This is a genomic window from Acidobacteriota bacterium (assembly GCA_016716435.1).
Lineage (GTDB): Bacteria > Acidobacteriota > Blastocatellia > Pyrinomonadales > Pyrinomonadaceae > OLB17.
Genome location: JADJWI010000004.1, coordinates 89,367 through 111,390, shown reverse-complemented (window position 1 = coordinate 111,390; position 22,024 = coordinate 89,367). Strand labels below are relative to the sequence as shown.

Sequence of the window (22,024 nt, the reverse complement as noted above, 5' to 3'; positions counted from 1 at the left end):
TGGTAATGCCCGCTAGGCTAATAAAAATCACCACAGAAAAGACACAGAATAAGAATCGAATACACAGACCGCGTCGTGCTCTTCAGACAGCCTCTTTTGTCTTAGTACTTTATTTCCTCGGCGGAGCTGATCTTGATGCCGCCGTTGGTTGTTTTAACGCGGATCATCGGGCCGCCGCCGTTGATCGAGGTGTTGATCTGCTTTGCCCGCGAGCCGCGGCTCCAGTCACCTCTGACGTCTTCGGTCGTGACGTTCAGTTCCGGAATGTCGCTCCTGAACCCGCCGTTGACCGTTCCGGTCTCGATATTTGCCGCATAGGTTGCGGGGAGCTTGAGGCTGACGCCGCCGTTGGTCGTCAGGACGTCGAGCCCATTACCTCGCCACATTTGGCCTTCGAGCTTGATGCTGACGCCGCCGTTGGTCGTCCTGCCGCGGACATTTCCGCCCAGGTTGCTCAGGGCAACACCGCCGTTGACCGTTTCAAACTCAACGTTGCTTTCAACACCGCTGATGGCGATGCCGCCGTTCTTTGCCTTGAGCTCGAGGTCGGTGTTGCGGGGAACGATCAGCGAGAAGGAGACCGCCCAGCCCTTGCCGTCGGCCGGCCCTTCGGCAGAGATCGTCCCTGACGTGTTGACCCTGATGGACGAAAGCACGCCTTGAGCCTCGGCGGCCGAATCGCCCGAGGCCGTAACGCATGCCCGGAGCTGAACCTCGCCGACGTCTCCGCCCTTAACGGAGATACCGCCGTTCTTGCCGGCATCGACCGAGATGCGGCCCGAAGCCAGTAGCTTGAACTCGCGGAGTTCGGCAACCGATTCTTTGCTGCCCCAAGAGTAGTTCTTGCAATCGTCACCATAGGCCGAGCCCAATGCCTCAGCGGCGGCGGAACCAAGAACAAATGCAAACATGAAAAAAGAAAATGTGAAAAACGAAATGAATTTACGCATCAAAATGCCTCCCGATATTCTAGTTTAGAAATTGCTTTCTTGAACCAAAACACCGCGAGGCTGCGGAAAGTGACAGATAGTTTTGTATTACCAGGAGATCTCGAGCAAATGATCGTCGGCACCGCCGCGGCTGTCATTGACCTCGACGATGGCTGTGAAGCCGTTTGAAGCATCCGGCTGCTGGACGACGGTTACGGTCCCGCGGCCATCCTTCCGGATCGCGGTAAGTGTTACGTTCGTGCTCGGGAGCGGGGCGGTGAAGCTGAAAGCTCCGGCGTCCATTTCGCGGCCCGATACGGTCTTGGTTTCAACGGTCAGGCCCTTGATGACAATATGGACCTTGTCATCGACCATTCCCCGCCAGAAGACCTTGCCGGATTCGGTCGCAGCTTGGCCGAAGGCGGTCGCGGCAGCCGCGCAAATGAGTATGCAAACGATGGAAAGAGATCGCTTCATCTTTAACTCCTAAGTTTTTCTAAAGGCCGGTTGGTGAACGTTTCCCGATATTAGCGCCGCTTGCGTCTTCAGTACAAGAGCTAACCGGCGGTTGTAACGGTGAGCCCGTCGGTGTTCAACCGCCAATCGAGCACCTCGACGCCTTCGAGTTCGGCTATCGCCTCTTCGGCGCTATTGCGCATTCCGTCCTCGCAGAAGAAGGCGATGCAGCCGCCGCCGCCGGCTCCGCAGACCTTTGCGGCAATGGCACCGTTCGCGAGGGCCGTGTCGATTATCTCGTCCATGTGCGGCGTTGTGATGTGCGGCGAAAGCCGTTTGCGGAGCGGATGAGCCTCGGCGAGTATTTCGCCAACAGCGTCCCAGTCCGCTGCGAGCATCGCCTCGCGCAGCCGGAGCGAGCCGTCGCGAATGCCCTCGAAAATATCAAAGAGCTCGTTGTCGCCGTCGATGTGGCGTTTAGTTATTTCCCAGTTATTGGTGCCCGAGTTTCGCGGTTCGCCCGTGTAGCAGACGGCGATACGCGATTCGAGAACGGAAGTGTCAACATCGAGCGCTTCGCGATGCATTCCCTCAACGCCGAAGTGGATACACGCCGGCCCGCCATACTGAGCGGAGTAGTAATCCTGATAACCGGTCGGGACGCGGATCACCTGGCATTCGACCGCCGCGGCGATCGGGATGAAACGCTCGGCTGCGTATCGCCCGCCGACAAGTGTGTTCAAGGCTCCGATACAGGCTATGTTCAGCGTTGAGGAGCCTGCAAGCCCGGCACCGGCCGGAGCCTCGGATTCGGTCGTCATGTTAAAGCCGATCTCGGGCTTGAAAAAATGAACGAGCTTTGCAAGCAGTTCGAGCCGCGGCTCGTGCCGGAGTTCTTGGATGCGGCCGAGCGTGGTCTCGTAGCTCAGCCCGCGGTCGGTCGATTCGAGCACGATGCGGTCGTCGTCGCGGGTCTCGATGCGGCATTTTGCGAGCAGGCTGATCGCAAAATTGACGGTCGCTGCGCCATCGTGAAAAAGATAGAGCGGCGGTATATCGATAGTGCCGCCGGCAAGGTCAACCCTCGTCGGGGCGGAAGATTCGATGATCACAAATTTTATCCTCAGGTTGTTGGCAAGCGGCCTCGCCTGGGTGAACGGGTATTTTAGCTTATTAGGGCAGAAAAAGCGTAGCCGAGTGGGTCACTTCTTGGCGGCCTTTTTGACCACAGGTTCCGGCTCCTTATTCGGTGGTTCGGAGCGGTGCGGGTCGCGGGTCAGGTGAAGTCGCTCGGTCAGGTCGTGTAGTTTTACCTGAGCAACTTCTTCTACGTGATGGAGCTTTTCCTCGAGTTTTTGGATCGTTTCCGGGTCGGCTTCTTCAACCTTCTCTGAGAGCCAGTAGCGTTCGACCACATAGAGCACGACGACGGCGAAGAGAATTACGAAGAATAGCGCGATGCCGATCTGCTGAAAGTCGCCGATGATCGAGGTGATAGCGCCGCTGAAAAAGAAACCGGTTCCGGCAAGGACAAGCACCCAAAGAAAGCAGCTTATGAAATCTAGGAAGAGAAAACGTGTGAAGGGCATCTTGCCGATGCCGTAAAAGATGCACATCGCCGCCCGGATGCCGTAGATATATTTTGAGATGATTATCGCAAAGCCGCCGAACTTATCGATCAGGCGTTCGACCCGCGGTTGGGCCATCTGATAAAAACGGTAGTGTTTTGCCTTTTCGTGAAAAATGCGGCCGATCGCATAGCCGAAGTGGTCGCCAACCATCCCGCCGAGCGTGCCGAAGAACAGGACCTTCAAGAAGCTGTATTCACCGAAAAAACCAGATTGAGCAAGTGCTCCGGAGATCAGGAGGGTGATGTCGCCTTCGACCATACAGAGGGCGAAAACGGCATAGATGCCGTATTGCGCTATCAGCTGAGAAAGCTCATCCATAAACCGCAGAAAAGCAATACAGGAATGCTTTTGAAGGCAAGAGACAGGTTACCCCTCGGTGGGATGTGAGTCAACCGTCATTGGCTGCGGCAAGGTGAGGATTTTCCGGCGTTAGGGCAAGATCTCGATCTTTACGTCAAAGGATCCTGTGTTGTCATCAAGGTTGCCTTCGTTAAGCCCGAGGAACAGTGCTCCATCGCGCTGTGCGGTGAATTCACGCGAGGCTCCGACGTAAATGAAATCGTTGTTGTCGTCGCCGACAACGGCGATCAACGCTCCGGTCGCAACGGCCCGCATCAGCTTATCGCCGTCCTCGATGTCTTCGCGGCCGGCCGGCCCGGTGCTTCGGTCATTGCCGAGCGAGACTTGCCCGCTGCCGGTGATGCGGATGCGCTGGTCCTTCTTGACGACCCAGCCTGAATGGGTCCAACCGTTTGCGGTGCTATCGGCGAGCACTTTTACATTAAGCTCGATCGGCTGTGTGGATGATGTCGTCGGGCGGGGCGTCGAGGTATTTGGAAGCGGCGTCGGGCGGGGCGTTGGCCGCGTTTGCGGAACCGGCGGACGGTTGTCAGCAACAGTTTCGGTCGTTACAACACGCGGATTTGCCGGCCGTGATTCGCGGGTCGGCGGCATATTATCAACGACCCGGACGGTCGGCGTATTTCTTGAAATGGTATTCGTGCCCGGAAGCGACCCCGGAGCGTCGAACTCGATCGATTCGACCTCGTTTGCCGTGTATGAAAGCGTGCGTTGGCGGCTGCCTTCGCCGATGACGATGGTGAATCGGCCGCCGCTAAAGCCCGTAATCTTGCCTTTGATAATGCTTCCATCCTTGAGCCGGATGGTGTCCGCAAAGACGGAGACGGCAAGCAGAAATATCAATCCAACAACAGCGAATTTACTAAAGATTCTTGGGGTCATCGTTCGTATCTCACAGATCGGGCACATACGGCCATCGCCGAAAAGATGCTCAGAAAACGCAGGAGGTTGCAGAACAATTCTTTGGCTCGCGACTGCGGTTGATTATACAATACCCTGCAAGTCCGGGCCCCAGGGGACGTTCTTTAAGTTGGCGGGCGAGGTGTGCGTTCTTGGCACGGATTCCGCCGGAATGGTTATGAACAGGGGAAAAGATATGATCAAACATTTAATTATTGCGACCGCGGCGTTATTCGTTTTTGGAGCGGCGGCGGATGTTTTTGCGCAGTCGGCTTCGCTTCCGGGCAAACGATGGTCGCTGACGGAAATGAATGGAAAGCCGGTCGCGGGTTCGCCGGCGTTCATAGAGTTTAATGAGGACACAAAGCGGGTCAGCGGCAACGCTACGTGCAATCGTTTCTTTGGTGGGGCGGCTGTCGGCAGCCGCTCGATGCGGTTCAGCGGTATGGGTTCGACGCGTATGTTCTGCAGCGGACTGATGGAGGCCGAGCAGGACTTTCTCAACACGATGAAAAGTGTAACGCGGTATCGGATCCGCGGCTCGGTGTTGACGCTTTTCGCCGGCAGGAAGGCCGTGCTTAAATTTGACAGCATGACGCACGACGACGCTCCGGAGCCGCGGAAATTTGGGCTCGGCGACCGCAATTGGCTGCTCGACACGATCGGGCCTAATGAGAAGGTGGCAGCGACCTACGGGGCTTTCATCAACTTCGACCCCGAAGAAAAGACGGCCGGCGGCAACACAGGCTGCAATCTCTTCGGCGGGAACTATACGGCCGAAGGCGGCAAGTTCGCCTTCACAAACACCATCGCCTCTTTGCGGGCATGTGTGGAAGAAGACCGAAATACGCTCGAGCGACGTGTGCTTGAGGCAATGGAAAGTGCGGACCGGATCGAGGTCTTCGAAGATCGCCTGACGCTTTACAGCGGCGGCCGCGTGGTGCTCGTTTTTCGCGGCAGCGAGAAATAGTTTTTACTGGTAAACGCACCGAAGAAAGCTCCGAACCATCGGGGCTTTTTTCGTGTTTGCTCGGGCAATGCGGTAATATGTCCTTGAACAGGAGTTCATATGAAAAGAGCATTTTTTCTTTCACTTTTTCTGCTCGGCGTCTTCGCCGTTGGTGCCCAAGCCCAGACGTCGGTCGCAGGCGATTGGGATGTGATATACAACACGCCCGGCGGCCCGCGTCCATTTAAGCTGGTGCTCGCGGTTGACGGCGAAAAGCTAAGCGGCACGGCCAAGCGGCCGAACGGCGACGTCCCGGTAACGGGCACGATAAAGGGCAGCGACATCACGTTCAGCTACACTATCGTTTATGGCGGCAACGAACTCACGCTGACCTTCAGCGGCAAGGTCGATGGGGATGCGATGGCAGGCAATGTCTCATTCAGCGGCCGTGCCGAAGAGCCTTGGAGCGCAAAGCGGGCCGCGAAGTGACGCCCGAGTTTCAGATGATGCTCCGCGACCCCGACCTTCAATCGGAGCGCGGGCCGGGCGGCACGCTTATCTTCCAAGACGGCGGGCAATACTGCGTGGTTGGCCCGGAGTTCGTAAGCATGGATGAATGTGACTGCTATGCATTTGGGGCGACGCGGGCCGAGGCTCTTTCAAACTTTGCCGCAAAGATGAACGCGGACTAATTTTCAGAAAACCTAGGGGAAATCAACATGGAACGCAAGACCGCAAACGAATATCCGCAAGAGTTACTCGACCTTTTTCACGAATATCAGCACGGCGAGATCGACCGCCGGGCTTTCTTGCGCGGTGCTGCACGCTTTGCGGTCGGCGGCGTTACGGCTGCGGCGATACTCGAAAGCCTTCGGCCGAATTACGCCTGGGCACAGACCGTTGACCCAAAGGACAAGGACATCAAGGTCGGCTACGAGACGGTCGCTTCGCCCGAGGGCAATGGCTCGATCAAGGGCTATCTCGCCCGGCCGGCAAAAGGCAGGAAGTTTCCGGCCGTTCTGGTCATTCACGAAAACCGCGGCTTGAATCCTTACATCGAGGACGTCACTCGCCGATTGGCGAAGGCGGGCTATGTTGCCTTCGCTCCGGACGGCCTGACCTCGGTCGGCGGCTATCCGGGTGACGAACAGAAAGGAGCCGCGGCGTTCAGAACGGTGGACGGAAAGAAGATGACCGAGGACTTTGTCGCCTCGGCGATGTGGCTCAAGAAGCGGTCGGATTCGACCGGGAAGCTCGGAGCGGTCGGGTTCTGCTTCGGCGGCGGGATGGTCAATCAACTCGCCGTTCGGCTTGGCAATGACCTCAATGCCGGGGTCGCGTTTTACGGCAGACAGGCCGGTGTTGCGGACGTGCCGAAGATCACCGCCCCGATCCAGTTTCACTACGCCGGCAACGATCAGCGGATAAACGAGGGCATCGCCGCCTACGAGGCCGCACTTACCGAAAACAAGAAGAAGTTCGAATCCTACATGTACGACGAGAAGCAGCACGGCTTTCACAACGACACAACCCCCCGCTACGACGCCGAGTCAGCCAAACTTGCCTGGGAGCGAACGCTAGCTTTCTTCAAAAAGCATCTAAAGTAAAAATTTCTAGCACAACAGATGATCCGGCCGATCTATACGTTCGGCTTTTTTTGTTTAAGAGGTGATAGTTTTTCCTGCGAGGGGACGCAATTAGTTACAGCGGCGGGAATGTCGCCGAAGATCATTTTGAGGGAGAAATTATGAAGAACATATTGGGCGTTTTTGTGTTGGGGATTGCGTTGGCGGGCGTTTCGTTTGCCCAGGCGCCGGCGAGGGGGCAGGGAGTTAAGACGGCGGTGGTCGAGTTCACGCCCGGGCCGGGAGCTTCGGCGATGAACGACCAAGCGAAGCGGGGACTGCAGACGATGCTCTCGGCAAGGCTAAATCACATCCGCAAGTTCAATGTTTACGACACGCGGCACACGCGGAACGCCTCAGACGCGGATCTTGAAGCGATCAACGGCTCGTCAACTGCTACAGCAGTAAAGCTAGGCAAGCAGCTCGGCGTTGCGTATGTTGTGACCGGCCGGGTGGTCGAATACAACACGGGCGGCTCGGCGACGGTCGCCTTCCGGCTAATCGACGTCGCAACCGGAAAGGTCCGTCACTCGGGCGAGATCTCGCAGACGGCGACGATGAAGATGACCGGAAACGCCGGCGCCGCCGAAATGCAGGCGAAGGTAATGCGGCCGCTCATCGATAAGCTGACCGACCAACTAGCCGGAGCGCTTTGATCGGTTGACATGAACGAAGCTGATCGGCCCCATGCTCAGGCGTGGGGCTTTGCCTTTACGATCAGAAAGCGAGCCGATCACTGGCATGTTTCTGACGAATCTTTGAAGGCGACCGATTCGATTATGCGTTTGCTTGCGGTCTGGCCATCGGCGTTATCTTTTTCGTAAAAGGTGATGACCGCCCAGACACGCTCGGGCTTTGCCTTCTGGTAAACGCAGCAGCCTCGGAGTTCAAACGACCTTCCGTTGCGGGTGAATGACCCGATGTAACGGGCGGTCGAAACCGACTTCATTTCGAGCCGGTATTTCAGGTCCGGGGCCTGCTTCTTGATCGCAGCCATGCTGGTATCGGCAAGCTCCTTGAGCTGTAGCTTTCGCTTTCCGGTTGGAATGAGTTGGCTATACGACGAACCAAAATCCTTCTCGTCATAGGCGTGGATCTTCACTGCACTGAAAACCTCAGAGGCTCCGAGCGGCATTTGCGAGGCCGCAGGCGTCTTGTCGGAGGGGTCGCCCGGGAGATCGACCTTTATTTCCATTCCATCGAGTTCAAAGGTTTTCCATTCCTTACCGGCAAGTGAAAAGCCCTTCGGGGAGGATTCAGTTTCCTTGGGTAAGCTTTCGATGAACTTTTCCTGCAGTTGCCCGCAGCCGAGAACCGAAACAAGACCAAGAACCAAGAACGCGAAGAGCGAAGCCTTATTTTTCATTGCAGAGGAATCTAGCACAGTTTAAAACGACTGACAAACAATAAAACGGAAACCTAAGCCGCAGTAAATTCTTCTCCAATTCAAGCTTGGAGCAATCGGACGGAGCCTTTTCGTCAATACTCCAAATATTCATTCCGGATTTTACCCGGCGTAATAGGCAATACGGGGAGTTGTGGGGTAATTACGCAACGGCGTAACGCCACAACAGCAAACATTGTTGAGCGCAGTCCGGGCCGGCATTTAGCGCTTGCTGATTACAATTGAAGAATTGGATTTGGGTCGGTGATGGCACGTCGATTGACAGTATATAGGGACGGCGACGCTGAACAACAACTTAATTGCCTTGAACGTGGCAAATAAAGCGTCTTAGGGCATGGATCTATATTCTGATACCGCATACACAGGATCCTATAATCTGATCGGCATCATCGACGATAGTTCCGGGCTTAACTCGTCGCCGAATATCTGGGGCACCGCCAGCGCACCGCTAGATCCAGTGATCGGGCCGCTTCAGAATAACGGCGGACCGACCTTTACACGTGCACTACTTACTGGAAGCCCGGCCCAAGATAAGGGAAACAGCCCAGGCGTGATCACAGATCAACGCGGCTACGCCAGGCCCCACGACAACGCGTCCATTGCGAACTCCGGAGACGGAAGCGATATTGGAGCCTATGAAATGCTCGCCCCTTCTTCGACAAGTGTCAGTATCAGTGGGCAGGTTCTAACTTCAGCCGGAAAAGGCGGCCAGGCAATATCCGGCGTCACGATCTATCTGGCCGATATGGACGGCAATATCCAAACGGCGAGAACGAATCCGATGGGCTACTATCAGTTCCACGATGTGCCTGCCGGCGAAACGTATGTCGTTTCTGCACAGCACAAGCGTTACCGGTTCGACACAAAGACCGTCAACGCCAATGACGAGATCGCGGACCTCAACTTCGCACCATTGTTCTAAACCCGGCTTCGTTCATTGACCGTCCGAAGAGACGTTAACAAAAGGCCTCACTCAGTGAATGGGCGAGGCCTTCTTTGTTGTCTCTGTTGCCGCTTTCTCGCGGCAATTGGTGCCGATGTCCGAACTCCGATCGCCGGCTTACATGAATGAATAGTGCGACCGGTCCGGTCTCTGCAAATGGCCGTGTTCGGTTCCGAGCAGACGGTCATATTCGGACGAAACGACCTCATAGCATTCGCATGCGGCGGATTCGAGGCCGGGCCGGTCGAGTATAGTCACGCTTCCGCGGCGGATCTTTATTATTCCCAAGACCGAAAGCTCGTGGGCCGCCAAGGTTATGCTCTCACGACGCGTACCCAGACAGCCGGCGATCTGCTCGTGCGTCATCGCCAACCTTTGTGTGTTCAGGCGGTCGGCACTTTCGAGCAGCCATCGGGCGTAGCGTTGTGAAACCGGATGAAACCGATTGCACACCGCGGTTTGTGAAACTTGGGTCAACATGGCGTTGGTATATCTGAGTGCGGCGTCGCGGCACTGAGGTGAGGCGGCACATTTGTCACGCAGATCTCCCGGCCGCATTCGATATGCAATGCCAGCGTTTTGCACAACCGCCAGGCTCGGGTCTGAATCGACACCCATAAAGATCTCGATACCAACAACTCCTTCGCTGCCGATCAAACCTAACCCGACGGTCGTGCCCGATCCGGAAATGTATAGCAATGCGACAAGCGCCGTTGTCGGGAAGTAAACGTACTCAAAACTACATCCGGCACTATGAAGCACTTGGCCGGCCCTCAATGATACGCGCTCAAGAGCGGGACTTATGTCTTGGAAGTCCTGCAGCGGGATACTTGCAAGTAGATGATTCCTAAGGGCAGCGTCGGCGTCTATATTTTGAGACATTTTGATCCCCTCCATTTAACGCGTTTGGCGGTGAGGACCAAAGTAAAACTATCCGGGCAGATCAGCTTTTGTGTTCTAGAAAGTCGGGAAAAACGATAACGGTTCGCAGGGCCAGGAACGCGATCTGCTTAGCTACGAGAGACCGATCGTTCTTGGAGTCGTTTGTAGAATACATATGCTGATACTCTACCTTTTATCATACAAAGTTCGTGCCACCAACGTAAACCTGTGATTAATTGCTATTTTCCAGACATTTCATTGCGGAACCGGGGCAAAGGGCGAGATGGTTCGCGCCCGCTGTTAGATATTTCGCGGTTTTGGCCGGCCCTATGCGTGTGCTAGCACACAGACGATCGCCCGCATTTATGATCAAATTGAACGTGAATTGTTACAGCATTTGATAGTATAGCGGCTCTTTCAAGCCAGTAGTTGGCCGAAAACGCCGAGACAAAGACAGGGAGAATAAAATGGTTTCTTTAATTATCTGGTTGATATTGGGATTTTTGGCAGGCTACATTGCCAAATTCATTATGCCCGGCCCGGACGGCGGCGGGGTGATATTGACGACGCTCCTCGGAGTTGTCGGTGCGGTCGTCGGCGGTTTTCTCGGGAATGCTTTCTTCGGATATCCGATGATCAGCTCGTTCGATAACATCGGCGACAACCTTCCGAGCTTTATCTCTTCGATAATCGGAGCCCTCGTGGTCCTCTTGCTGTTTCGCCTTCTAAACGGACGTCGGTAGGCTTTGTGATTTGGTATTTCGAGATCGAAAGGCCTTGGACCGTTCCGAAGCCTTTTGGTCTCGTCTATAGTTAGCGTACGTTGGAGAGTTTGAAATGGGAAATTCAGAAAAAGCTACGAACAGCGAGCAGGCGGGAAAGACCGACGCAGCGCGAGCGGCCGAGCCTTCAATAGAGGAGCAGGTCGATCGTGAATTCGAACATGCCGAGGACCTCGGCGAGTCGGAGGGTGAACAGATCAAGGATGAGCTGAACGAGCTGAAATATATGTTGCCCTCGCCGGAAAACAGCCTTGAGGACGCGGCATATACGAATATCAATGCCGATCAGAAAGGCCTCGCGTACGGCACTGCCAACCAGCGAAACGAGCCGCTTGATATGACGGAAAAGCGGGAAAAACGCGACGAGGATCGGTGGGAACTAAACCCGGCATCGGCAGAATCAGAAGACGAGAACATATGAGCGATACACAAAAGGGTTTCTCAGAGCGAATAAAGGAACGGCTGCAGCACTGGGGAGTGCTCGCAGCAGTGATTTTGGTTGCGTTCCTGATCGGGCTTGTGCCGATGTGGCTGATGGCCCGGAGCAACGCCGCCGATCGCGATGCCGCCCTGACCCAATTGCGCCAATCACAGATAAGCAATCTGCTGTCGTCGTCGATCGTCGAGGCGAGACGCGGCGAATATGAAACGGCCCGGCAGCAAACCAGCGAATTTTTCACTCGCTTACGTGCCGAGGACGACAAAGCCGATGAAGGCTTTTTGAACGCCGACCAACGAACCAAATTAAAGCCGATCTTTGCCGAACGCGATACCGCGATCACCATGCTCGCCCAACGCGACCCAGCCGCCCTCGATCGCCTCACCGGATTTTACGAAGTGTTTGTCCAAACCGTCCCGCCGGCTCGACCATCAGCTCGACCATAAACAAGCGGCAGAACATATCGCTTTAGGTAACGCGAAGGTTTGATCCACCCTTTGTTTGGGGTCGTTCTGATAGTACAGTCCATGGTTCTTTCTCCAGATTTGGTGTCTCACCTACAACCTGACCCGACTGTGCGTCAAGATTCGCACGCAATGAAATAAGCCCCGGCGGTGCTCAACGTTGGAGGGTGTTGTCGTGAGCGTGCGAAAACGCACAGACATGGCCGCTCCTACCGTTCAATGTTGTTCTATTGTTCGCGCGGAAACGGTTTTCGATCTGTTGCACGCCCGAAATTGAGGAGATCTATGCATCAAATGATTACCCCGACCGCTAATAAACCACTTGCCTCCCTGCCCGCTAACGAACTCGAACGCTTGGTTCCAAAACTAGAAAAGGTCGATCTGGCTTTTGGCGAAAAGATCTTCGATCGCGGCGAAACGATCGAGCACGTTTATTTTCCGATCAGCACGGTCACCACGCTGCTGACGGTCGGGCCACAGGAGTTTGCGCTCGAGATAGGCCTGGTTGGCCCCGAAGGCATCCTCGGCCTGCCGGTGATCGCGGGCGGCAAGGTGGCCCCGTACCGCGCCGTCGCCCAGATGAAAGGCACCGCGTTGAGGATGGCCTCGGAGCAATTTGAAATTGAATGCTCGAACTCTGAGACCTTGCAGCGGATGATTCTGCGTTTTTCGTATGTCGAGATGGTGCAGGCCTCGCTGGCGTCCGCGTGCCACCGCTTTCATGAGATCGAGAAACGTCTCGTCAGGTGGATCTTGATGACAAGCGACCGGATCGCGACCAGCGAGATCTTGGTGACGCACGATTTCCTTACAAACATTCTCGGTGAGCGGCCAGAAGCGGTCGATAGAGCCTTCGCATCACTTGAGAACAGAGATCTGATCAGATACAGCCGGAACCGCCTCATCATCCCCGACCGCTCCGCCCTCGAAGCCGCCGCCTGCAAATGCTATAAGATCATCCGCGACGAAGAAATGAACTACATGCTCGTGCATTAAACCGCCGACCGATCCGAGCGAATTACATATCTAGCAGGATCTTCGGGTTCATTTTTACGATCGACAGTAGCTTGAGGCTGGCGCCATTGGGCTTTCCGAGGCCTTGTTCCCAAGAATGGACGGTCTTGGTCGAGATGTTCAGGTAGCGGGCAAAAACTGCCTGCGAGACGTTGAGCTGGCTGCGTACCTTCACGATCTCACCGGCAGACATTTCTTTCGGCGGACGCGGAAGCGTAGTCGTGCGAAGGTCCTTGCGTTTGCCTTCGGCATGCTCGATCGCCGCCGACAATCCCGCTTTAATCTCTTCAAAAAAATCGTTGTTCGTCTCAGCCTTTTTCGCCATAAGCGCTCTCAAGTTACGGCGCCTTCGGGATTGGTGCTAGTAATTCGGCTCTCTCAGACTTTTGCAACTCAGCGAGCTTTGAGCGCTCCTCAGAGTATTGCTTTTGGACGGCCGCTCTTTCATTCGCAAAGAGTTTCGAAAGATCGGTTGCGTTCGCGCCGCGACCGTCAAGCATATACTCCATTTGTGATTTTTGCGCGTCGAGCAGAAGTCGGAACTCAGACTCCTGCTTACTTCGAAGCGCGTCTGACTCCACTTTTTGAAGCGCGACCAGATCCGTTATCGTCCACTTCTGCGAAGTCGCATCTCGCTGCTGTGCGAACAAGCAGTGCGCGAAAGCAAGAACCACGACGGTAATCAGTGAAAACCTTTTCATATGGCATATAAGCTTAGCACGATTGAAAGCCTTCCACCTCGCTTTCCGGCTGTGGGAAAATTTCGTTGCTCATGTTTCTCTTTCTTATTCAGGATCCACTTAGTTCAGCCAATGTTGCATCTCGAATACGTTCCAATGCCCACTCCTCTCCGGAGTAAAAATCAAACAGATACAAAACATCTCGTGTGGAAAAGAGCAACTCCTCCAAGTCACGCGAATTAGGTGGGGGTGATCCCACGTGTATCGTTTTATTTCGTTGTTCTATGCCTTCTTCAAGCGACTTGATTATTGACCGTGGCGGGCTAGGACGCCACAAGCAAATTGTCGCTTTGCGGGTAGTTGAGGAAGGTACTTCGTCAACATTTTCGTGAGCGGTGGTGAGGGTACATTTTCAACAAGCCATTGTGCTCCTGGCACGAGAGTTCCTACCAGTTGTTTGAATCCGACTTCGACAGCCACAATTCCCAAAACTAGAGAGCTACGAGGGTTCTTATCGATCTGATTTGATGCTTCCCTAAGAATAGTATGAGCCAGTGGCTCGTCAATACCCGCCGCAACCATCGTCTCGATATCAAAGTAAAGGCGCTCGTCAAGCTGCGGAATCATGTCAAATGATATTCGGACGTGGGCATCATTTGGCATCCGCCTCCAATCGGTTTTATCGAACGACCAAAAAAAACCGCGTGAACTCTGAATGGGATTATGATGGCCCTTACGGTTACCTCGCCAACGCAAAACCTTGGCGACTCGTCTGACGTAGTCAGACAATTTGCTACCTATTTTCGATTGGAACTCTTGAAAGTTCTTCGGCAACAATTCTACATTGACGATGTAATTCTCTTTGATATTCCCGTCATCATCAATGTAGTCAACGACCGAGCCTCCACGCGTTTCGTCGGCTAGATGGCCATTAGGCATCTTGTTTCTGGCGAGGTGTTCAAAACCTACCGCTATTTCTTTATCCGTTGCGGTTTCGAGTATTGCCGTACAAAAGAGTTGATTTTTCGTGTATCCAATTCTTTCGTCTTCGCTTGTTGGACGCCGTATTTCAACGCGAATAATACCCTCATCCTCGAACGAGAATGTCGTCGATTTGCGTTCATCAACCTCGAGGAGATCTAAATCCAAGGTAAACTCTTTTCTGAAAAACATCGTATTCGTCGCCCGTTCCCCTTTGGCATTCGCCTACATAAAAGCAAAGGCCTTGCCCGGTGCTAGCGTCTTTACGTGCGAACTAAACGGCAGTTCTTTGCAAGCTGTGGGGCTCGCCCAATTAAATTCTAGCCGAGAGATTACCATAGAATGTGCAAATTTCAACTGAAACGGCCCGGCGATTTGCTGGGGCCTTTATGTTTTCGTAGGACCGTCAATGTATTCCGCGGCCAGCGAAAGTGTCTGTATTAAACTCTCTATCACTTCATAGGGGTTACGATCGTTGCCGTTCGCTCCGTGCGTGATCATCCACCACTGGTCATCGTGTTCGAAGCTTACACGAGTTGCGTTATGCGGAGCGCCCAAAAAGAACCGAACTTCAGTGTCATTCAGGCGAAGGAGACAACTTCGTTCAAGAGTCCGGTTTACGGGCCCATTCTCTACAAAATCTGGACCGTGCAGAACAGCCGTCCAAACATGGCCTTCATGGTCAGCTATTTTCATACGACTCATCGCCGACAACATAACATGTTCGCTGCGAGGCGCGAAAATGTAGAAGAAAAAGCCCCGGCGGATGCCGAGGCCTTTTGGTAATACTACCCGGTCGCTATTGCTTCCGGTTCTTGGCGGAAAAGAGAACCACCCCGTCACCGAAGCGGTGACACCCCTCCTTCGTAAGGAGGGGTGCGGGAGCGGATTACATTCCCATGCCCATGCCGCCCATTCCGCCGCCCATTCCGCCCATTCCGCCGTCGGACTTTTCGTCCTGGACGTCAGCGATCATGGCTTCGGTGGTGAGCATCAGGCCGGCGATCGAGGCCGCGTTCTGCAGGGCCGAGCGGGTGACCTTTGCGGGGTCGATGACGCCGGCTGCGACGAGGTCTTCGTACTTCTCGGTCGCGGCGTTAAAGCCGTACGAATCATCACCCGAGATGACCTTTTCGACGACCACAGCGCCTTCTTTACCGGCGTTCTGCGCGATCTGGCGAAGCGGCTCTTCGAGTGCACGGCGAACGATGTTAACACCGATACGCTCGTCCTGGTCGTTCTCATCGGCGTGGAAGTTCTCAAGGACCTTTCCGGCACGAACGAGTGCAACGCCGCCGCCGGCAACGATGCCTTCTTCGACCGCAGCACGGGTTGCGTGCATTGCATCCTCAACGCGGGCCTTCTTTTCCTTCATCTCGGTTTCGGTAGCCGCTCCGACCTTGATGACGGCGACGCCGCCGACGAGCTTAGCGAGACGCTCCTGGAGCTTTTCGCGGTCGTAGTCCGACGAGGTCTCGTCGATCTGCGTGCGGATGGTCTTGACTCGGCCATCGATAGCTTCGGCCGAGCCGCCGCCTTCAACGATGGTCGTGTTTTCCTTGTCGATGGTGATCTTCTTGGCCTTGCCGAGGTCTTCAAGGGTGATCGACTCAAGCTTGATGCCGAGGTCTTCCGAGATGACCTTGCCGCCCGTCAGGATGGCGATGTCTTCAAGCATTGCCTTGCGGCGGTCGCCGAAGCCCGGTGCCTTAACGGCTGCGACGTTGAGCGTGCCGCGGAGCTTGTTGACGACGAGCGTAGCAAGGGCTTCGCCCTCGACGTCTTCAGCGATGATGAGCAGCGGACGGCCCATCTTGGCGACCTGTTCGAGGATCGGCAGAAGGTCGCGCATGTTCGAGATCTTCTTTTCGTTGATGAGGATCATCGGCTCGTCAAGAGCTGCTTCCATGCGGTCCGGGTCGGTAACGAAATACGGCGAGAGGTAGCCGCGGTCAAACTGCATACCTTCGACAACTTCGAGAGCGGTGTCCATCGTCTTCGATTCCTCGACCGTGATGACGCCGTCTTTGCCGACCTTGTCCATTGCCTCGGCGATGATGGTGCCGATCGTCTTGTCGCCATTGGCCGAAACGGTGCCGACCTGTGCGATCATGTCGCCCGAAACCGGCTTTGCGAGGCGGCTGACCTCAGTAACGACCTCTGCGACTGCCTTGTCGATGCCGCGCTTGAGGGCCATCGGGTTTGCACCCGCGGCGACCGTGCGGACGCCTTCCTTAAAGATAGCCTGTGCGAGGACCGTAGCGGTCGTCGTGCCGTCTCCGGCGACGTCCGAGGTCTTGCTCGCGACTTCGCGGACCATCTGTGCACCCATGTTCTCGAGCGTATCTTTCAGCTCGATCTCTTTTGCGACGGTTACGCCGTCCTTGGTGATGGTCGGCGAACCGAACTTCTTGTCGATGACGACGTTGCGGCCTTTCGGGCCGAGCGTCACCTTAACCGCATCCGCAAGCTGGTTAACACCGCGCAGGATAGCGGAACGTGATTCTTCTCCGTGAACTACTTGTTTTGCCATGATCTTTTAATTTCTCCTTCGTCGAAAAAAGTTGCAGAGTTGTCGTGTTATTGAGTTGCAGAGTTGTCGGAACTCAGAGTCTTACCTCTGCAACTCCGTAACTCTGTAACTCTCGCAACTATTTAGCGGCTTCGCCGGCCCTTGAAATGATGCCGAGGATCTCGTCTTCGCGCATGATGAGGAATTCCTCGCCATCGAGCTTGATCTCGCTGCCGCTGTACTTGCCGAAAAGAACGCGGTCACCTGCTTTAACATCAAGCTGCTGACGTGTTCCGTCCTCTTTATATTTGCCTTCGCCGGCGGCGATGACCTCGCCTTCCTGCGGCTTTTCTTTAGCAGAGTCCGGGATGAAGAGCCCGCCTGCCGTCTGGTTAACGTTGTCTTCTATCCGACGCAATATCACGCGGTCATGAAGTGGTTTGATGGTTGTTGCCATAATCGTGTACTCCTTTTGAAATGTACCTATTGGTATTAAAATGACTTGGACCCCAGGCCAGAGAGATGGTCTTTAGCACTCGGTATCCGTGAGTGCTAATTTACAAAACGCGGTTAAACTTGTCAAGAGGTAACTTTCGAACTTAATGCTGATGTAAGAAAATATGAGTGTGCGGCTATCAAATAAAACCGAGAACATACGGTATCGAATTGGATCGACTGCTTTGGGCCTAGCGAGCTTTTCTGTTCTCCTCGTGCTTTATCTGAAGACGGTGTTTGTATTCCAAAACGCGAATTTCGCGCAGGTGCTTGCAACTACGTCCTTTTTCGGCGCACTTGCGGCAATTGTATTGGGAGTTGTTTCTTTTCGATGTTGGCAAGGAATCGTAGCGATCTTGCTCGCAGGGTTTGCACTTTATTTCATTCTGTTTGGCCCGCTTTGGGCAATTTCTTTGTTTTCTCGGTTGGGTAAATAGATTTATGCCGAAAATCCTTAAGTCTGCAGCGAGTAGATAGTTTTTTCAAAAGAACAACGCAATAGGTAGTGTGGCAATGAAAATTTCCAAGATAAACATTTATCCGATCAAATCGCTTCGCGGGAACGCACTTTCCGAGGCGTTGGTTGAGAAACGCGGGTTGCGACATGACCGGCGGTGGATGCTGACGGACCGCGAGGGGATGTTCCTGACGCAGCGGGAAGTGCCAAAAATGGCTGATTTCGGTAGATGTTAGTGACACCGGAATAGTCGTTGGCGCGCCGGAAACAGAGCCTTTGTTCGTCGCTGATGGAACCAAGAAGGACACTGTGAAGTCCATGTCGGTGCAAATATGGAATTCTGAATGTCGTGCTTTGGTTTATCCGACGCAAGTGAATGAGTGGTTCAGTGAGGTGCTCGGGCGGAACTGTCAGCTTGTTTTGATGCCCGAATCCACGGAGCGGCACGTCAGCGAGCGGTTTGATCGCGGGGATGATCTGGTCAGCTTTGCGGACGGTTATCCGTTGCTGCTGATCGGCGAGGGTTCGCTTGCGGAGCTGAACCGGCGGATCGCGGCGAATAGTACGAACGAGGCCGACCGCGTTCCGCTCGAGATGCGGCGATTCCGGCCGAACCTTGTCGTTAGCGGCACCGAGCCGTTTGAAGAAGATAGCTGGGCGAGGATCAGGGTTGGCGAGGCCATTTTCCGCGTGGTGAAACCCTGTGCCCGGTGTGCGATCACGACGGTCGACCCCGACCGCGGTGAATTTGCCGGCAAGGAACCGCTCCGGACCCTGGCAAGCTTCCGGATGGCGAAGGACGTTTTTCCCGACAAGCTAGAAGAGCTTGGTATGGAACCCAACTACGTCCTCTTTGGTGAGAATCTAATCCCCGAGAACCCGGGGGTTGTGATCAGGGTTGGCGATAAGCTGGAGGTTCTCGAAACGAGAGCCTAGATGGCAAATAGCGATCAACGAACATTTACTGTTGTCCGATCGCCCCAATAGCCCACGTCCTCTCCGGCAATCATTTTCCCATCCGCATCGAATCGCCGAACTTTCAATTTGGTGTCGAAGAAGCGCAAGGGATTCATCCTTGTGGTCGTGCCGCCGATGACCACGTTTATCGAGTTGGTCCCGCCGACCGTGCCACCGGTTCCCGGGAACATCGCCTTCCCGATCTCAACAAGAAAAGTGTCTCCGGCGGGACCGTCTGCGATGTTGCATCCGAGGAATAGTATACGAGCATTTATCGAAAGCATCTTCGAATCATTGATTATTACGCCGAGATAACGGGCACCATCTGGCCGCCGGTCTTGAACCAGATCATTCCGGGCGAACCATGCATCACAACCTCAAGGTAACGCACCTTTGTGTATTGCTTCACGGCGTCGATGAGGTCAGTTGTCGTGGCGACCGAGTGGGTCTTACCTCTTGAACCGTGCTCCGCCCGAAAGGCGGCGGCGTAACTTTCGAGGTCCGGATCGTAGAACATTAGGTTTTCTATAGCAATTGGTTCGGGCATAAAAAGCTCTCCAAGACAAAAGAATCAATTCCGATCAATTACGCGGAACATCTCAATAGATCGGCTCACGACCGCTTTCGCAGAGACCTGAGCCTAGCTTATTCTTGTTTTTGGAACGGGCTTCGCGGGCGTTTTGCAGCGGGGCTTTTTTGTTTTTGCTTTGAGCGGTTTTGGCTTCGGCGCGGCCTTGTATTCGGCGACGCGCTTCGAAAGCGTGTTGCGGTGGATGCCGAGAGCCTCGGCGGTGTTCGAGAGGTGCTCGTCGTTTCGCACGAGCGCTTTTTCGATATAGATCTTCTCGAACTCGGCGACCGCTTCATTGAGCAGAATGCGGCCGTCGAGCAATTCGTCGATCAGGTTTTCCATTAATGCGCGCACGTTCGTGATAGAGGCAGGCGGTACGAGATCAATCGACCTTGAGCTTCTCGCCGGTCAAGAGTTCGTATGCCTTCAGGTATCGTTCGGACGTAGCCTCGGCCACTTCAAAGGGAAGCGGCGGTGCGGGGGGCTGTTTGTTCCAATCGAGGGTTTCAAGATATTCGCGAACGAACTGTTTGTCAAACGAGGGCTGCTTGTGGCCGGATTCATATTTGGCGGCATCCCAAAATCGGGAGGAATCCGGTGTCAGAACTTCGTCGATTAGGAGTATGTTTCCGTCCTTGTCTTCGCCAAATTCGAACTTGGTATCGGCGATGATGATGCCGCGGCCGAGGGCGTACTCGCTCGCTTCGGTGTAAAGCTGTTTCGAGATCGACTTCAACTCGGCGGCGGTGTCGTGCCCAACGGCCTGCATGAACTCGACCTGCGTGATGTTCTCGTCGTGGCCGGTCGCGGCCTTGGTAGCCGGAGTAAAGATCGGCGAGAGGAGTTTGTCACAATGCTTAAGGCCGGGTGGAAGCTTGCGGCCGCAGACGGTTCCATCGACCAGGTAGTCCTTCCAGCCCGAGCCTTCAAGGTAGCCGCGAACGACGCACTCGACCGGAAAGACCTTCGTCCGACGGACGAGCATCGAGCGGCCACGGAGCACCTCGTGGTTGCGGATGTCCTCGGGCATTTCGTCGAGCTCGGCGGTGATCAGATGGTTCGGGACGATGTGCTTGAGCCGCTCAAACCAGAAGGACGAAAGAGCGGTCAGGACCGCACCCTTATACTTGATCGGCGTCGGCAGCACGCAGTCGAATGCCGAAAGGCGGTCGGTCGCAACAAGCAGGAGCATGTCGTCGCCGGCGTCGTAAACATCGCGGACCTTGCCCTTATGCAGAAGCGGCAGCCCCGTGAAAGTAGAATCAGAAAGAGTAGTTGCTAAGGCCATGTGAAGACGCGCAGGAGGCACAAAGCCTTACCATATAACTATCGCACGCGAGGTAAAGCGGAGAGCTGCTAGTCCTGGACTTAGGCAAGCGGGAGCGGGTAGCGTTGGAGCCGATTTATCGGCGTCGCCGCGAATAGAGGTCGCGGTGCGAGCGAAAACGCAACGGTTTATTGGTACAGCGATTGAGGAAAGGTAATCCTAAGTAAGGTGATGGGGTTTTGTTTCGCGAGAATCAATTTTTATTTCGTCAGTCCACTCTGAAGTCGAGGTATTCACGCTCCTCTTCGACGAAAAGAGTTTGCGGCGAAGATCGATGCCGCTTTCCCGCGACCTCAACGGTTACCGTCACATCCGGAGCGATCCCGTCGAAGCGATAGTAGCCGGAGGAATTTGTCATTGCGTACCTTGACTCTCCTTTGTCATCGGTCAGGATAAGACGGGCGCCGGAAACTCCACGTCCGGTCGCGGAAACGACACGCCCGCGAACTTCGGAGAGTTTCGGAACCGGCGTCGCGCCAAACTCGACCGAACCGAGGTCGATGACCTTGTTTGCGATCCGGGTAAAACCACGCTGGTCGGTCGAAAAATCCGAAAAAAAATACGGTTGACTAAAAACGCTGAACCCCGCGTTAATTGCCGGGCTAGTTGTCAGTGGCGAAAAGATCGGAAGTCCGCGACCGTTGTCGGTCAATGGTCCGAGCATGGGGTCGAGGGGGTCTTGGGGTGTCCCAACCTTGCTGTAAGGGCAACCTCCGTTCTCGCATGAAGAACCGGTTCCGATCCCGATCAAGTTGTAGTCGCCCGCACCAAGCCTGAGGTCTGGTATCTCGCCGGTGTTGCGGGCAATGATCGAGTTGTAAATTCCGGTTAGAGATATCGTTGAGCCCTCGGTATAAATACCGCCGACACGAGCGTTGCCGGTGCCGAACGGATGATTATCGACTACTGTGCTATTTAAAAGGCGCATACTTCCTGACGGTTAGCTTGATCCCGCCCGTCCGTCCATTGCGACATTGCCGGTTATCGTGCTGTTAACTATTTCCATGTTTCCGCCATCCATTCGGGCTTCGATGCCGGCCCCGCCGCCCGGGCCGTCGCTCGTATTGTTTGCGATAGTGCAGTCTTTGATGCGTAGAAAGCCAAGAAACGAACGGATACCGCCGCCAAAGGCGGCGTGGTTGTTGGTGATCACGCAGTCAGTAAGAAATAAGGTTGCGAAGGAGTCCAGGTAGATACCGCCGCCGCGACCGCCTGGATCAGCACCATCACGAATGATCAAACCATCGATAGACACGCTTGTGAAA

The 22,024-nt window shown here is 54.8% G+C and carries 30 protein-coding genes; 12 read left to right on the top strand and 18 right to left on the bottom strand.

Features of this window, described 5'->3' with window-relative positions; genetic code table 11:
• Positions 1 to 101 precede the first annotated feature (101 nt).
• The 5 genes from IPM21_10050 to IPM21_10030 form a co-directional block, all read right to left on the bottom strand.
• The gene (locus IPM21_10050) at positions 102 to 950 is read right to left on the bottom strand and encodes a hypothetical protein (protein MBK9164239.1); all 849 of its coding nucleotides are present in this window, start codon (positions 948 to 950) and stop codon (positions 102 to 104) included.
• Between the two features lie 87 nt (positions 951 to 1,037).
• On the bottom strand, positions 1,038 to 1,406 hold the full coding sequence (locus IPM21_10045; protein MBK9164238.1) for a hypothetical protein: 369 nt from the start codon (positions 1,404 to 1,406) through the stop codon (positions 1,038 to 1,040).
• Positions 1,407 to 1,486: 80 nt separating this feature from the next.
• Entirely contained in the window at positions 1,487 to 2,497 is a 1,011-nt protein-coding gene (locus tag IPM21_10040; GenBank protein ID MBK9164237.1) for a GHMP kinase, read from the bottom strand.
• 90 nt (positions 2,498 to 2,587) lie between these two features.
• Positions 2,588 to 3,334, bottom strand: a complete 747-nt coding sequence (locus IPM21_10035) for a DedA family protein (protein ID MBK9164236.1) — start codon at positions 3,332 to 3,334, stop codon at positions 2,588 to 2,590.
• Between the two features lie 111 nt (positions 3,335 to 3,445).
• Positions 3,446 to 4,258: a hypothetical protein gene (locus IPM21_10030; GenBank protein MBK9164235.1), complete on the bottom strand. Its 813-nt coding sequence runs from the start codon at positions 4,256 to 4,258 to the stop codon at positions 3,446 to 3,448.
• Between the two features lie 214 nt (positions 4,259 to 4,472).
• Between IPM21_10030 and IPM21_10025 the strand changes: the two genes are divergently transcribed.
• From IPM21_10025 to IPM21_10005, 5 genes are all read left to right on the top strand, one after another.
• Positions 4,473 to 5,246 (top strand): META domain-containing protein, encoded by a 774-nt coding sequence (locus IPM21_10025; GenBank protein ID MBK9164234.1) that lies wholly within the window; start codon positions 4,473 to 4,475, stop codon positions 5,244 to 5,246.
• A gap of 99 nt (positions 5,247 to 5,345) precedes the next feature.
• Positions 5,346 to 5,714: a hypothetical protein gene (locus tag IPM21_10020; GenBank protein MBK9164233.1), complete on the top strand. Its 369-nt coding sequence runs from the start codon at positions 5,346 to 5,348 to the stop codon at positions 5,712 to 5,714.
• Positions 5,711 to 5,917, top strand: a complete 207-nt coding sequence (locus IPM21_10015) for a hypothetical protein (GenBank protein MBK9164232.1) — start codon at positions 5,711 to 5,713, stop codon at positions 5,915 to 5,917. Before IPM21_10020 ends, IPM21_10015 begins: the two co-directional genes overlap by 4 nt.
• Before the next feature lie 27 nt (positions 5,918 to 5,944).
• Positions 5,945 to 6,832 carry a dienelactone hydrolase family protein gene (locus IPM21_10010; GenBank protein ID MBK9164231.1) on the top strand — a complete coding sequence of 296 codons (888 nt, stop codon included), beginning with the start codon at positions 5,945 to 5,947 and terminating at the stop codon, positions 6,830 to 6,832.
• A gap of 140 nt (positions 6,833 to 6,972) precedes the next feature.
• Positions 6,973 to 7,506 (top strand): hypothetical protein, encoded by a 534-nt coding sequence (locus tag IPM21_10005; protein ID MBK9164230.1) that lies wholly within the window; start codon positions 6,973 to 6,975, stop codon positions 7,504 to 7,506.
• Between the two features lie 77 nt (positions 7,507 to 7,583).
• Here the strand turns inward: IPM21_10005 and IPM21_10000 are convergent, their stop codons facing one another.
• Complete coding sequence (locus IPM21_10000; protein ID MBK9164229.1) at positions 7,584 to 8,216, bottom strand: hypothetical protein; 633 nt, start codon at positions 8,214 to 8,216, stop codon at positions 7,584 to 7,586.
• Between the two features lie 373 nt (positions 8,217 to 8,589).
• Here IPM21_10000 and IPM21_09995 point away from each other — a divergent pair, with 373 nt between their 5' ends.
• The gene (locus IPM21_09995) at positions 8,590 to 9,177 is read left to right on the top strand and encodes a carboxypeptidase regulatory-like domain-containing protein (protein MBK9164228.1); all 588 of its coding nucleotides are present in this window, start codon (positions 8,590 to 8,592) and stop codon (positions 9,175 to 9,177) included.
• 138 nt (positions 9,178 to 9,315) lie between these two features.
• Here IPM21_09995 and IPM21_09990 read toward each other — a convergent pair whose 3' ends face one another.
• Complete coding sequence (locus IPM21_09990; protein ID MBK9164227.1) at positions 9,316 to 10,080, bottom strand: Crp/Fnr family transcriptional regulator; 765 nt, start codon at positions 10,078 to 10,080, stop codon at positions 9,316 to 9,318.
• A 467-nt stretch (positions 10,081 to 10,547) separates the two neighbouring features.
• On the opposite strand from IPM21_09990, the gene IPM21_09985 reads away from it, so the two are divergent.
• The 4 genes from IPM21_09985 to IPM21_09970 all read left to right on the top strand — a co-directional run bounded on the left by IPM21_09985 (position 10,548) and on the right by IPM21_09970 (position 12,761).
• Positions 10,548 to 10,823: a GlsB/YeaQ/YmgE family stress response membrane protein gene (locus IPM21_09985; GenBank protein MBK9164226.1), complete on the top strand. Its 276-nt coding sequence runs from the start codon at positions 10,548 to 10,550 to the stop codon at positions 10,821 to 10,823.
• Positions 10,824 to 10,917: 94 nt separating this feature from the next.
• Complete coding sequence (locus IPM21_09980; GenBank protein ID MBK9164225.1) at positions 10,918 to 11,283, top strand: hypothetical protein; 366 nt, start codon at positions 10,918 to 10,920, stop codon at positions 11,281 to 11,283.
• A complete protein-coding gene (locus tag IPM21_09975; protein ID MBK9164224.1) occupies positions 11,280 to 11,747 on the top strand; it encodes a hypothetical protein in 468 nt (155 codons plus the stop codon). The genes IPM21_09980 and IPM21_09975 overlap by 4 nt, the downstream gene beginning before the upstream one ends.
• Before the next feature lie 303 nt (positions 11,748 to 12,050).
• Entirely contained in the window at positions 12,051 to 12,761 is a 711-nt protein-coding gene (locus IPM21_09970) for a Crp/Fnr family transcriptional regulator (protein MBK9164223.1), read from the top strand.
• Positions 12,762 to 12,783: 22 nt separating this feature from the next.
• Here the strand turns inward: IPM21_09970 and IPM21_09965 are convergent, their stop codons facing one another.
• The 5 genes from IPM21_09965 to IPM21_09945 all read right to left on the bottom strand — a co-directional run bounded on the left by IPM21_09965 (position 12,784) and on the right by IPM21_09945 (position 17,409).
• Positions 12,784 to 13,104: a helix-turn-helix domain-containing protein gene (locus tag IPM21_09965; protein MBK9164222.1), complete on the bottom strand. Its 321-nt coding sequence runs from the start codon at positions 13,102 to 13,104 to the stop codon at positions 12,784 to 12,786.
• 13 nt (positions 13,105 to 13,117) lie between these two features.
• Complete coding sequence (locus IPM21_09960) at positions 13,118 to 13,480, bottom strand: hypothetical protein (protein MBK9164221.1); 363 nt, start codon at positions 13,478 to 13,480, stop codon at positions 13,118 to 13,120.
• A 285-nt stretch (positions 13,481 to 13,765) separates the two neighbouring features.
• Entirely contained in the window at positions 13,766 to 14,632 is an 867-nt protein-coding gene (locus IPM21_09955) for a hypothetical protein (protein MBK9164220.1), read from the bottom strand.
• A gap of 697 nt (positions 14,633 to 15,329) precedes the next feature.
• Positions 15,330 to 16,973: a chaperonin GroEL gene (groL, locus tag IPM21_09950; protein ID MBK9164219.1), complete on the bottom strand. Its 1,644-nt coding sequence runs from the start codon at positions 16,971 to 16,973 to the stop codon at positions 15,330 to 15,332.
• Positions 16,974 to 17,091: 118 nt separating this feature from the next.
• On the bottom strand, positions 17,092 to 17,409 hold the full coding sequence (locus tag IPM21_09945) for a co-chaperone GroES (GenBank protein MBK9164218.1): 318 nt from the start codon (positions 17,407 to 17,409) through the stop codon (positions 17,092 to 17,094).
• Between the two features lie 551 nt (positions 17,410 to 17,960).
• Between IPM21_09945 and IPM21_09940 the strand changes: the two genes are divergently transcribed.
• Together IPM21_09940 and IPM21_09935 are read left to right on the top strand one after the other, a co-directional pair.
• Positions 17,961 to 18,140, top strand: a complete 180-nt coding sequence (locus IPM21_09940) for an MOSC N-terminal beta barrel domain-containing protein (protein ID MBK9164217.1) — start codon at positions 17,961 to 17,963, stop codon at positions 18,138 to 18,140.
• A gap of 136 nt (positions 18,141 to 18,276) precedes the next feature.
• Complete coding sequence (locus IPM21_09935; GenBank protein ID MBK9164216.1) at positions 18,277 to 18,840, top strand: MOSC domain-containing protein; 564 nt, start codon at positions 18,277 to 18,279, stop codon at positions 18,838 to 18,840.
• A gap of 14 nt (positions 18,841 to 18,854) precedes the next feature.
• Here the strand turns inward: IPM21_09935 and IPM21_09930 are convergent, their stop codons facing one another.
• The 6 genes from IPM21_09930 to IPM21_09905 form a co-directional block, all read right to left on the bottom strand.
• Positions 18,855 to 19,145 carry a hypothetical protein gene (locus tag IPM21_09930; GenBank protein MBK9164215.1) on the bottom strand — a complete coding sequence of 97 codons (291 nt, stop codon included), beginning with the start codon at positions 19,143 to 19,145 and terminating at the stop codon, positions 18,855 to 18,857.
• 17 nt (positions 19,146 to 19,162) lie between these two features.
• Positions 19,163 to 19,408: a hypothetical protein gene (locus IPM21_09925; GenBank protein ID MBK9164214.1), complete on the bottom strand. Its 246-nt coding sequence runs from the start codon at positions 19,406 to 19,408 to the stop codon at positions 19,163 to 19,165.
• 93 nt (positions 19,409 to 19,501) lie between these two features.
• Positions 19,502 to 19,774, bottom strand: coding sequence for a helix-turn-helix domain-containing protein (locus tag IPM21_09920; GenBank protein MBK9164213.1), 273 nt, complete (start codon positions 19,772 to 19,774; stop codon positions 19,502 to 19,504).
• A gap of 40 nt (positions 19,775 to 19,814) precedes the next feature.
• Positions 19,815 to 20,720 (bottom strand): phosphoribosylaminoimidazolesuccinocarboxamide synthase, encoded by a 906-nt coding sequence (locus IPM21_09915; protein ID MBK9164212.1) that lies wholly within the window; start codon positions 20,718 to 20,720, stop codon positions 19,815 to 19,817.
• Between the two features lie 247 nt (positions 20,721 to 20,967).
• The gene (locus IPM21_09910; GenBank protein ID MBK9164211.1) at positions 20,968 to 21,687 is read right to left on the bottom strand and encodes a carboxypeptidase regulatory-like domain-containing protein; all 720 of its coding nucleotides are present in this window, start codon (positions 21,685 to 21,687) and stop codon (positions 20,968 to 20,970) included.
• 12 nt (positions 21,688 to 21,699) lie between these two features.
• On the bottom strand, positions 21,700 to 21,999 hold the full coding sequence (locus IPM21_09905) for a right-handed parallel beta-helix repeat-containing protein (GenBank protein ID MBK9164210.1): 300 nt from the start codon (positions 21,997 to 21,999) through the stop codon (positions 21,700 to 21,702).
• Positions 22,000 to 22,024: the final 25 nt, after the last annotated feature.

Bases quoted from the DNA above. Each gene is read 5' to 3' on its own strand.
- groL (MBK9164219.1), bottom strand. From the start codon at position 16,973: ATGGCAAAACAAGTAGTTCACGGAGAAGAATCACGTTCCGCTATCCTG.
- IPM21_09995 (MBK9164228.1), top strand. From the start codon at position 8,590: ATGGATCTATATTCTGATACCGCATACACAGGATCCTATAATCTGATC.
- IPM21_10030 (MBK9164235.1), bottom strand. From the start codon at position 4,258: ATGACCCCAAGAATCTTTAGTAAATTCGCTGTTGTTGGATTGATATTT.
- IPM21_10035 (MBK9164236.1), bottom strand. From the start codon at position 3,334: ATGGATGAGCTTTCTCAGCTGATAGCGCAATACGGCATCTATGCCGTT.
- IPM21_10025 (MBK9164234.1), top strand. From the start codon at position 4,473: ATGATCAAACATTTAATTATTGCGACCGCGGCGTTATTCGTTTTTGGA.
- IPM21_10000 (MBK9164229.1), bottom strand. From the start codon at position 8,216: ATGAAAAATAAGGCTTCGCTCTTCGCGTTCTTGGTTCTTGGTCTTGTT.
- IPM21_10050 (MBK9164239.1), bottom strand. From the start codon at position 950: ATGCGTAAATTCATTTCGTTTTTCACATTTTCTTTTTTCATGTTTGCA.
- IPM21_09920 (MBK9164213.1), bottom strand. From the start codon at position 19,774: ATGGAAAACCTGATCGACGAATTGCTCGACGGCCGCATTCTGCTCAAT.
- IPM21_09960 (MBK9164221.1), bottom strand. From the start codon at position 13,480: ATGAAAAGGTTTTCACTGATTACCGTCGTGGTTCTTGCTTTCGCGCAC.
- IPM21_09945 (MBK9164218.1), bottom strand. From the start codon at position 17,409: ATGGCAACAACCATCAAACCACTTCATGACCGCGTGATATTGCGTCGG.
- IPM21_09930 (MBK9164215.1), bottom strand. From the start codon at position 19,145: ATGCTTTCGATAAATGCTCGTATACTATTCCTCGGATGCAACATCGCA.
- IPM21_09970 (MBK9164223.1), top strand. From the start codon at position 12,051: ATGCATCAAATGATTACCCCGACCGCTAATAAACCACTTGCCTCCCTG.
- IPM21_09955 (MBK9164220.1), bottom strand. From the start codon at position 14,632: ATGTTTTTCAGAAAAGAGTTTACCTTGGATTTAGATCTCCTCGAGGTT.
- IPM21_09915 (MBK9164212.1), bottom strand. From the start codon at position 20,720: ATGGCCTTAGCAACTACTCTTTCTGATTCTACTTTCACGGGGCTGCCG.
- IPM21_09985 (MBK9164226.1), top strand. From the start codon at position 10,548: ATGGTTTCTTTAATTATCTGGTTGATATTGGGATTTTTGGCAGGCTAC.
- IPM21_09925 (MBK9164214.1), bottom strand. From the start codon at position 19,408: ATGCCCGAACCAATTGCTATAGAAAACCTAATGTTCTACGATCCGGAC.
- IPM21_09980 (MBK9164225.1), top strand. From the start codon at position 10,918: ATGGGAAATTCAGAAAAAGCTACGAACAGCGAGCAGGCGGGAAAGACC.
- IPM21_10020 (MBK9164233.1), top strand. From the start codon at position 5,346: ATGAAAAGAGCATTTTTTCTTTCACTTTTTCTGCTCGGCGTCTTCGCC.
- IPM21_09910 (MBK9164211.1), bottom strand. From the start codon at position 21,687: ATGCGCCTTTTAAATAGCACAGTAGTCGATAATCATCCGTTCGGCACC.
- IPM21_10045 (MBK9164238.1), bottom strand. From the start codon at position 1,406: ATGAAGCGATCTCTTTCCATCGTTTGCATACTCATTTGCGCGGCTGCC.
- IPM21_10005 (MBK9164230.1), top strand. From the start codon at position 6,973: ATGAAGAACATATTGGGCGTTTTTGTGTTGGGGATTGCGTTGGCGGGC.
- IPM21_10010 (MBK9164231.1), top strand. From the start codon at position 5,945: ATGGAACGCAAGACCGCAAACGAATATCCGCAAGAGTTACTCGACCTT.
- IPM21_09990 (MBK9164227.1), bottom strand. From the start codon at position 10,080: ATGTCTCAAAATATAGACGCCGACGCTGCCCTTAGGAATCATCTACTT.
- IPM21_09975 (MBK9164224.1), top strand. From the start codon at position 11,280: ATGAGCGATACACAAAAGGGTTTCTCAGAGCGAATAAAGGAACGGCTG.
- IPM21_09940 (MBK9164217.1), top strand. From the start codon at position 17,961: ATGAAAATTTCCAAGATAAACATTTATCCGATCAAATCGCTTCGCGGG.
- IPM21_09965 (MBK9164222.1), bottom strand. From the start codon at position 13,104: ATGGCGAAAAAGGCTGAGACGAACAACGATTTTTTTGAAGAGATTAAA.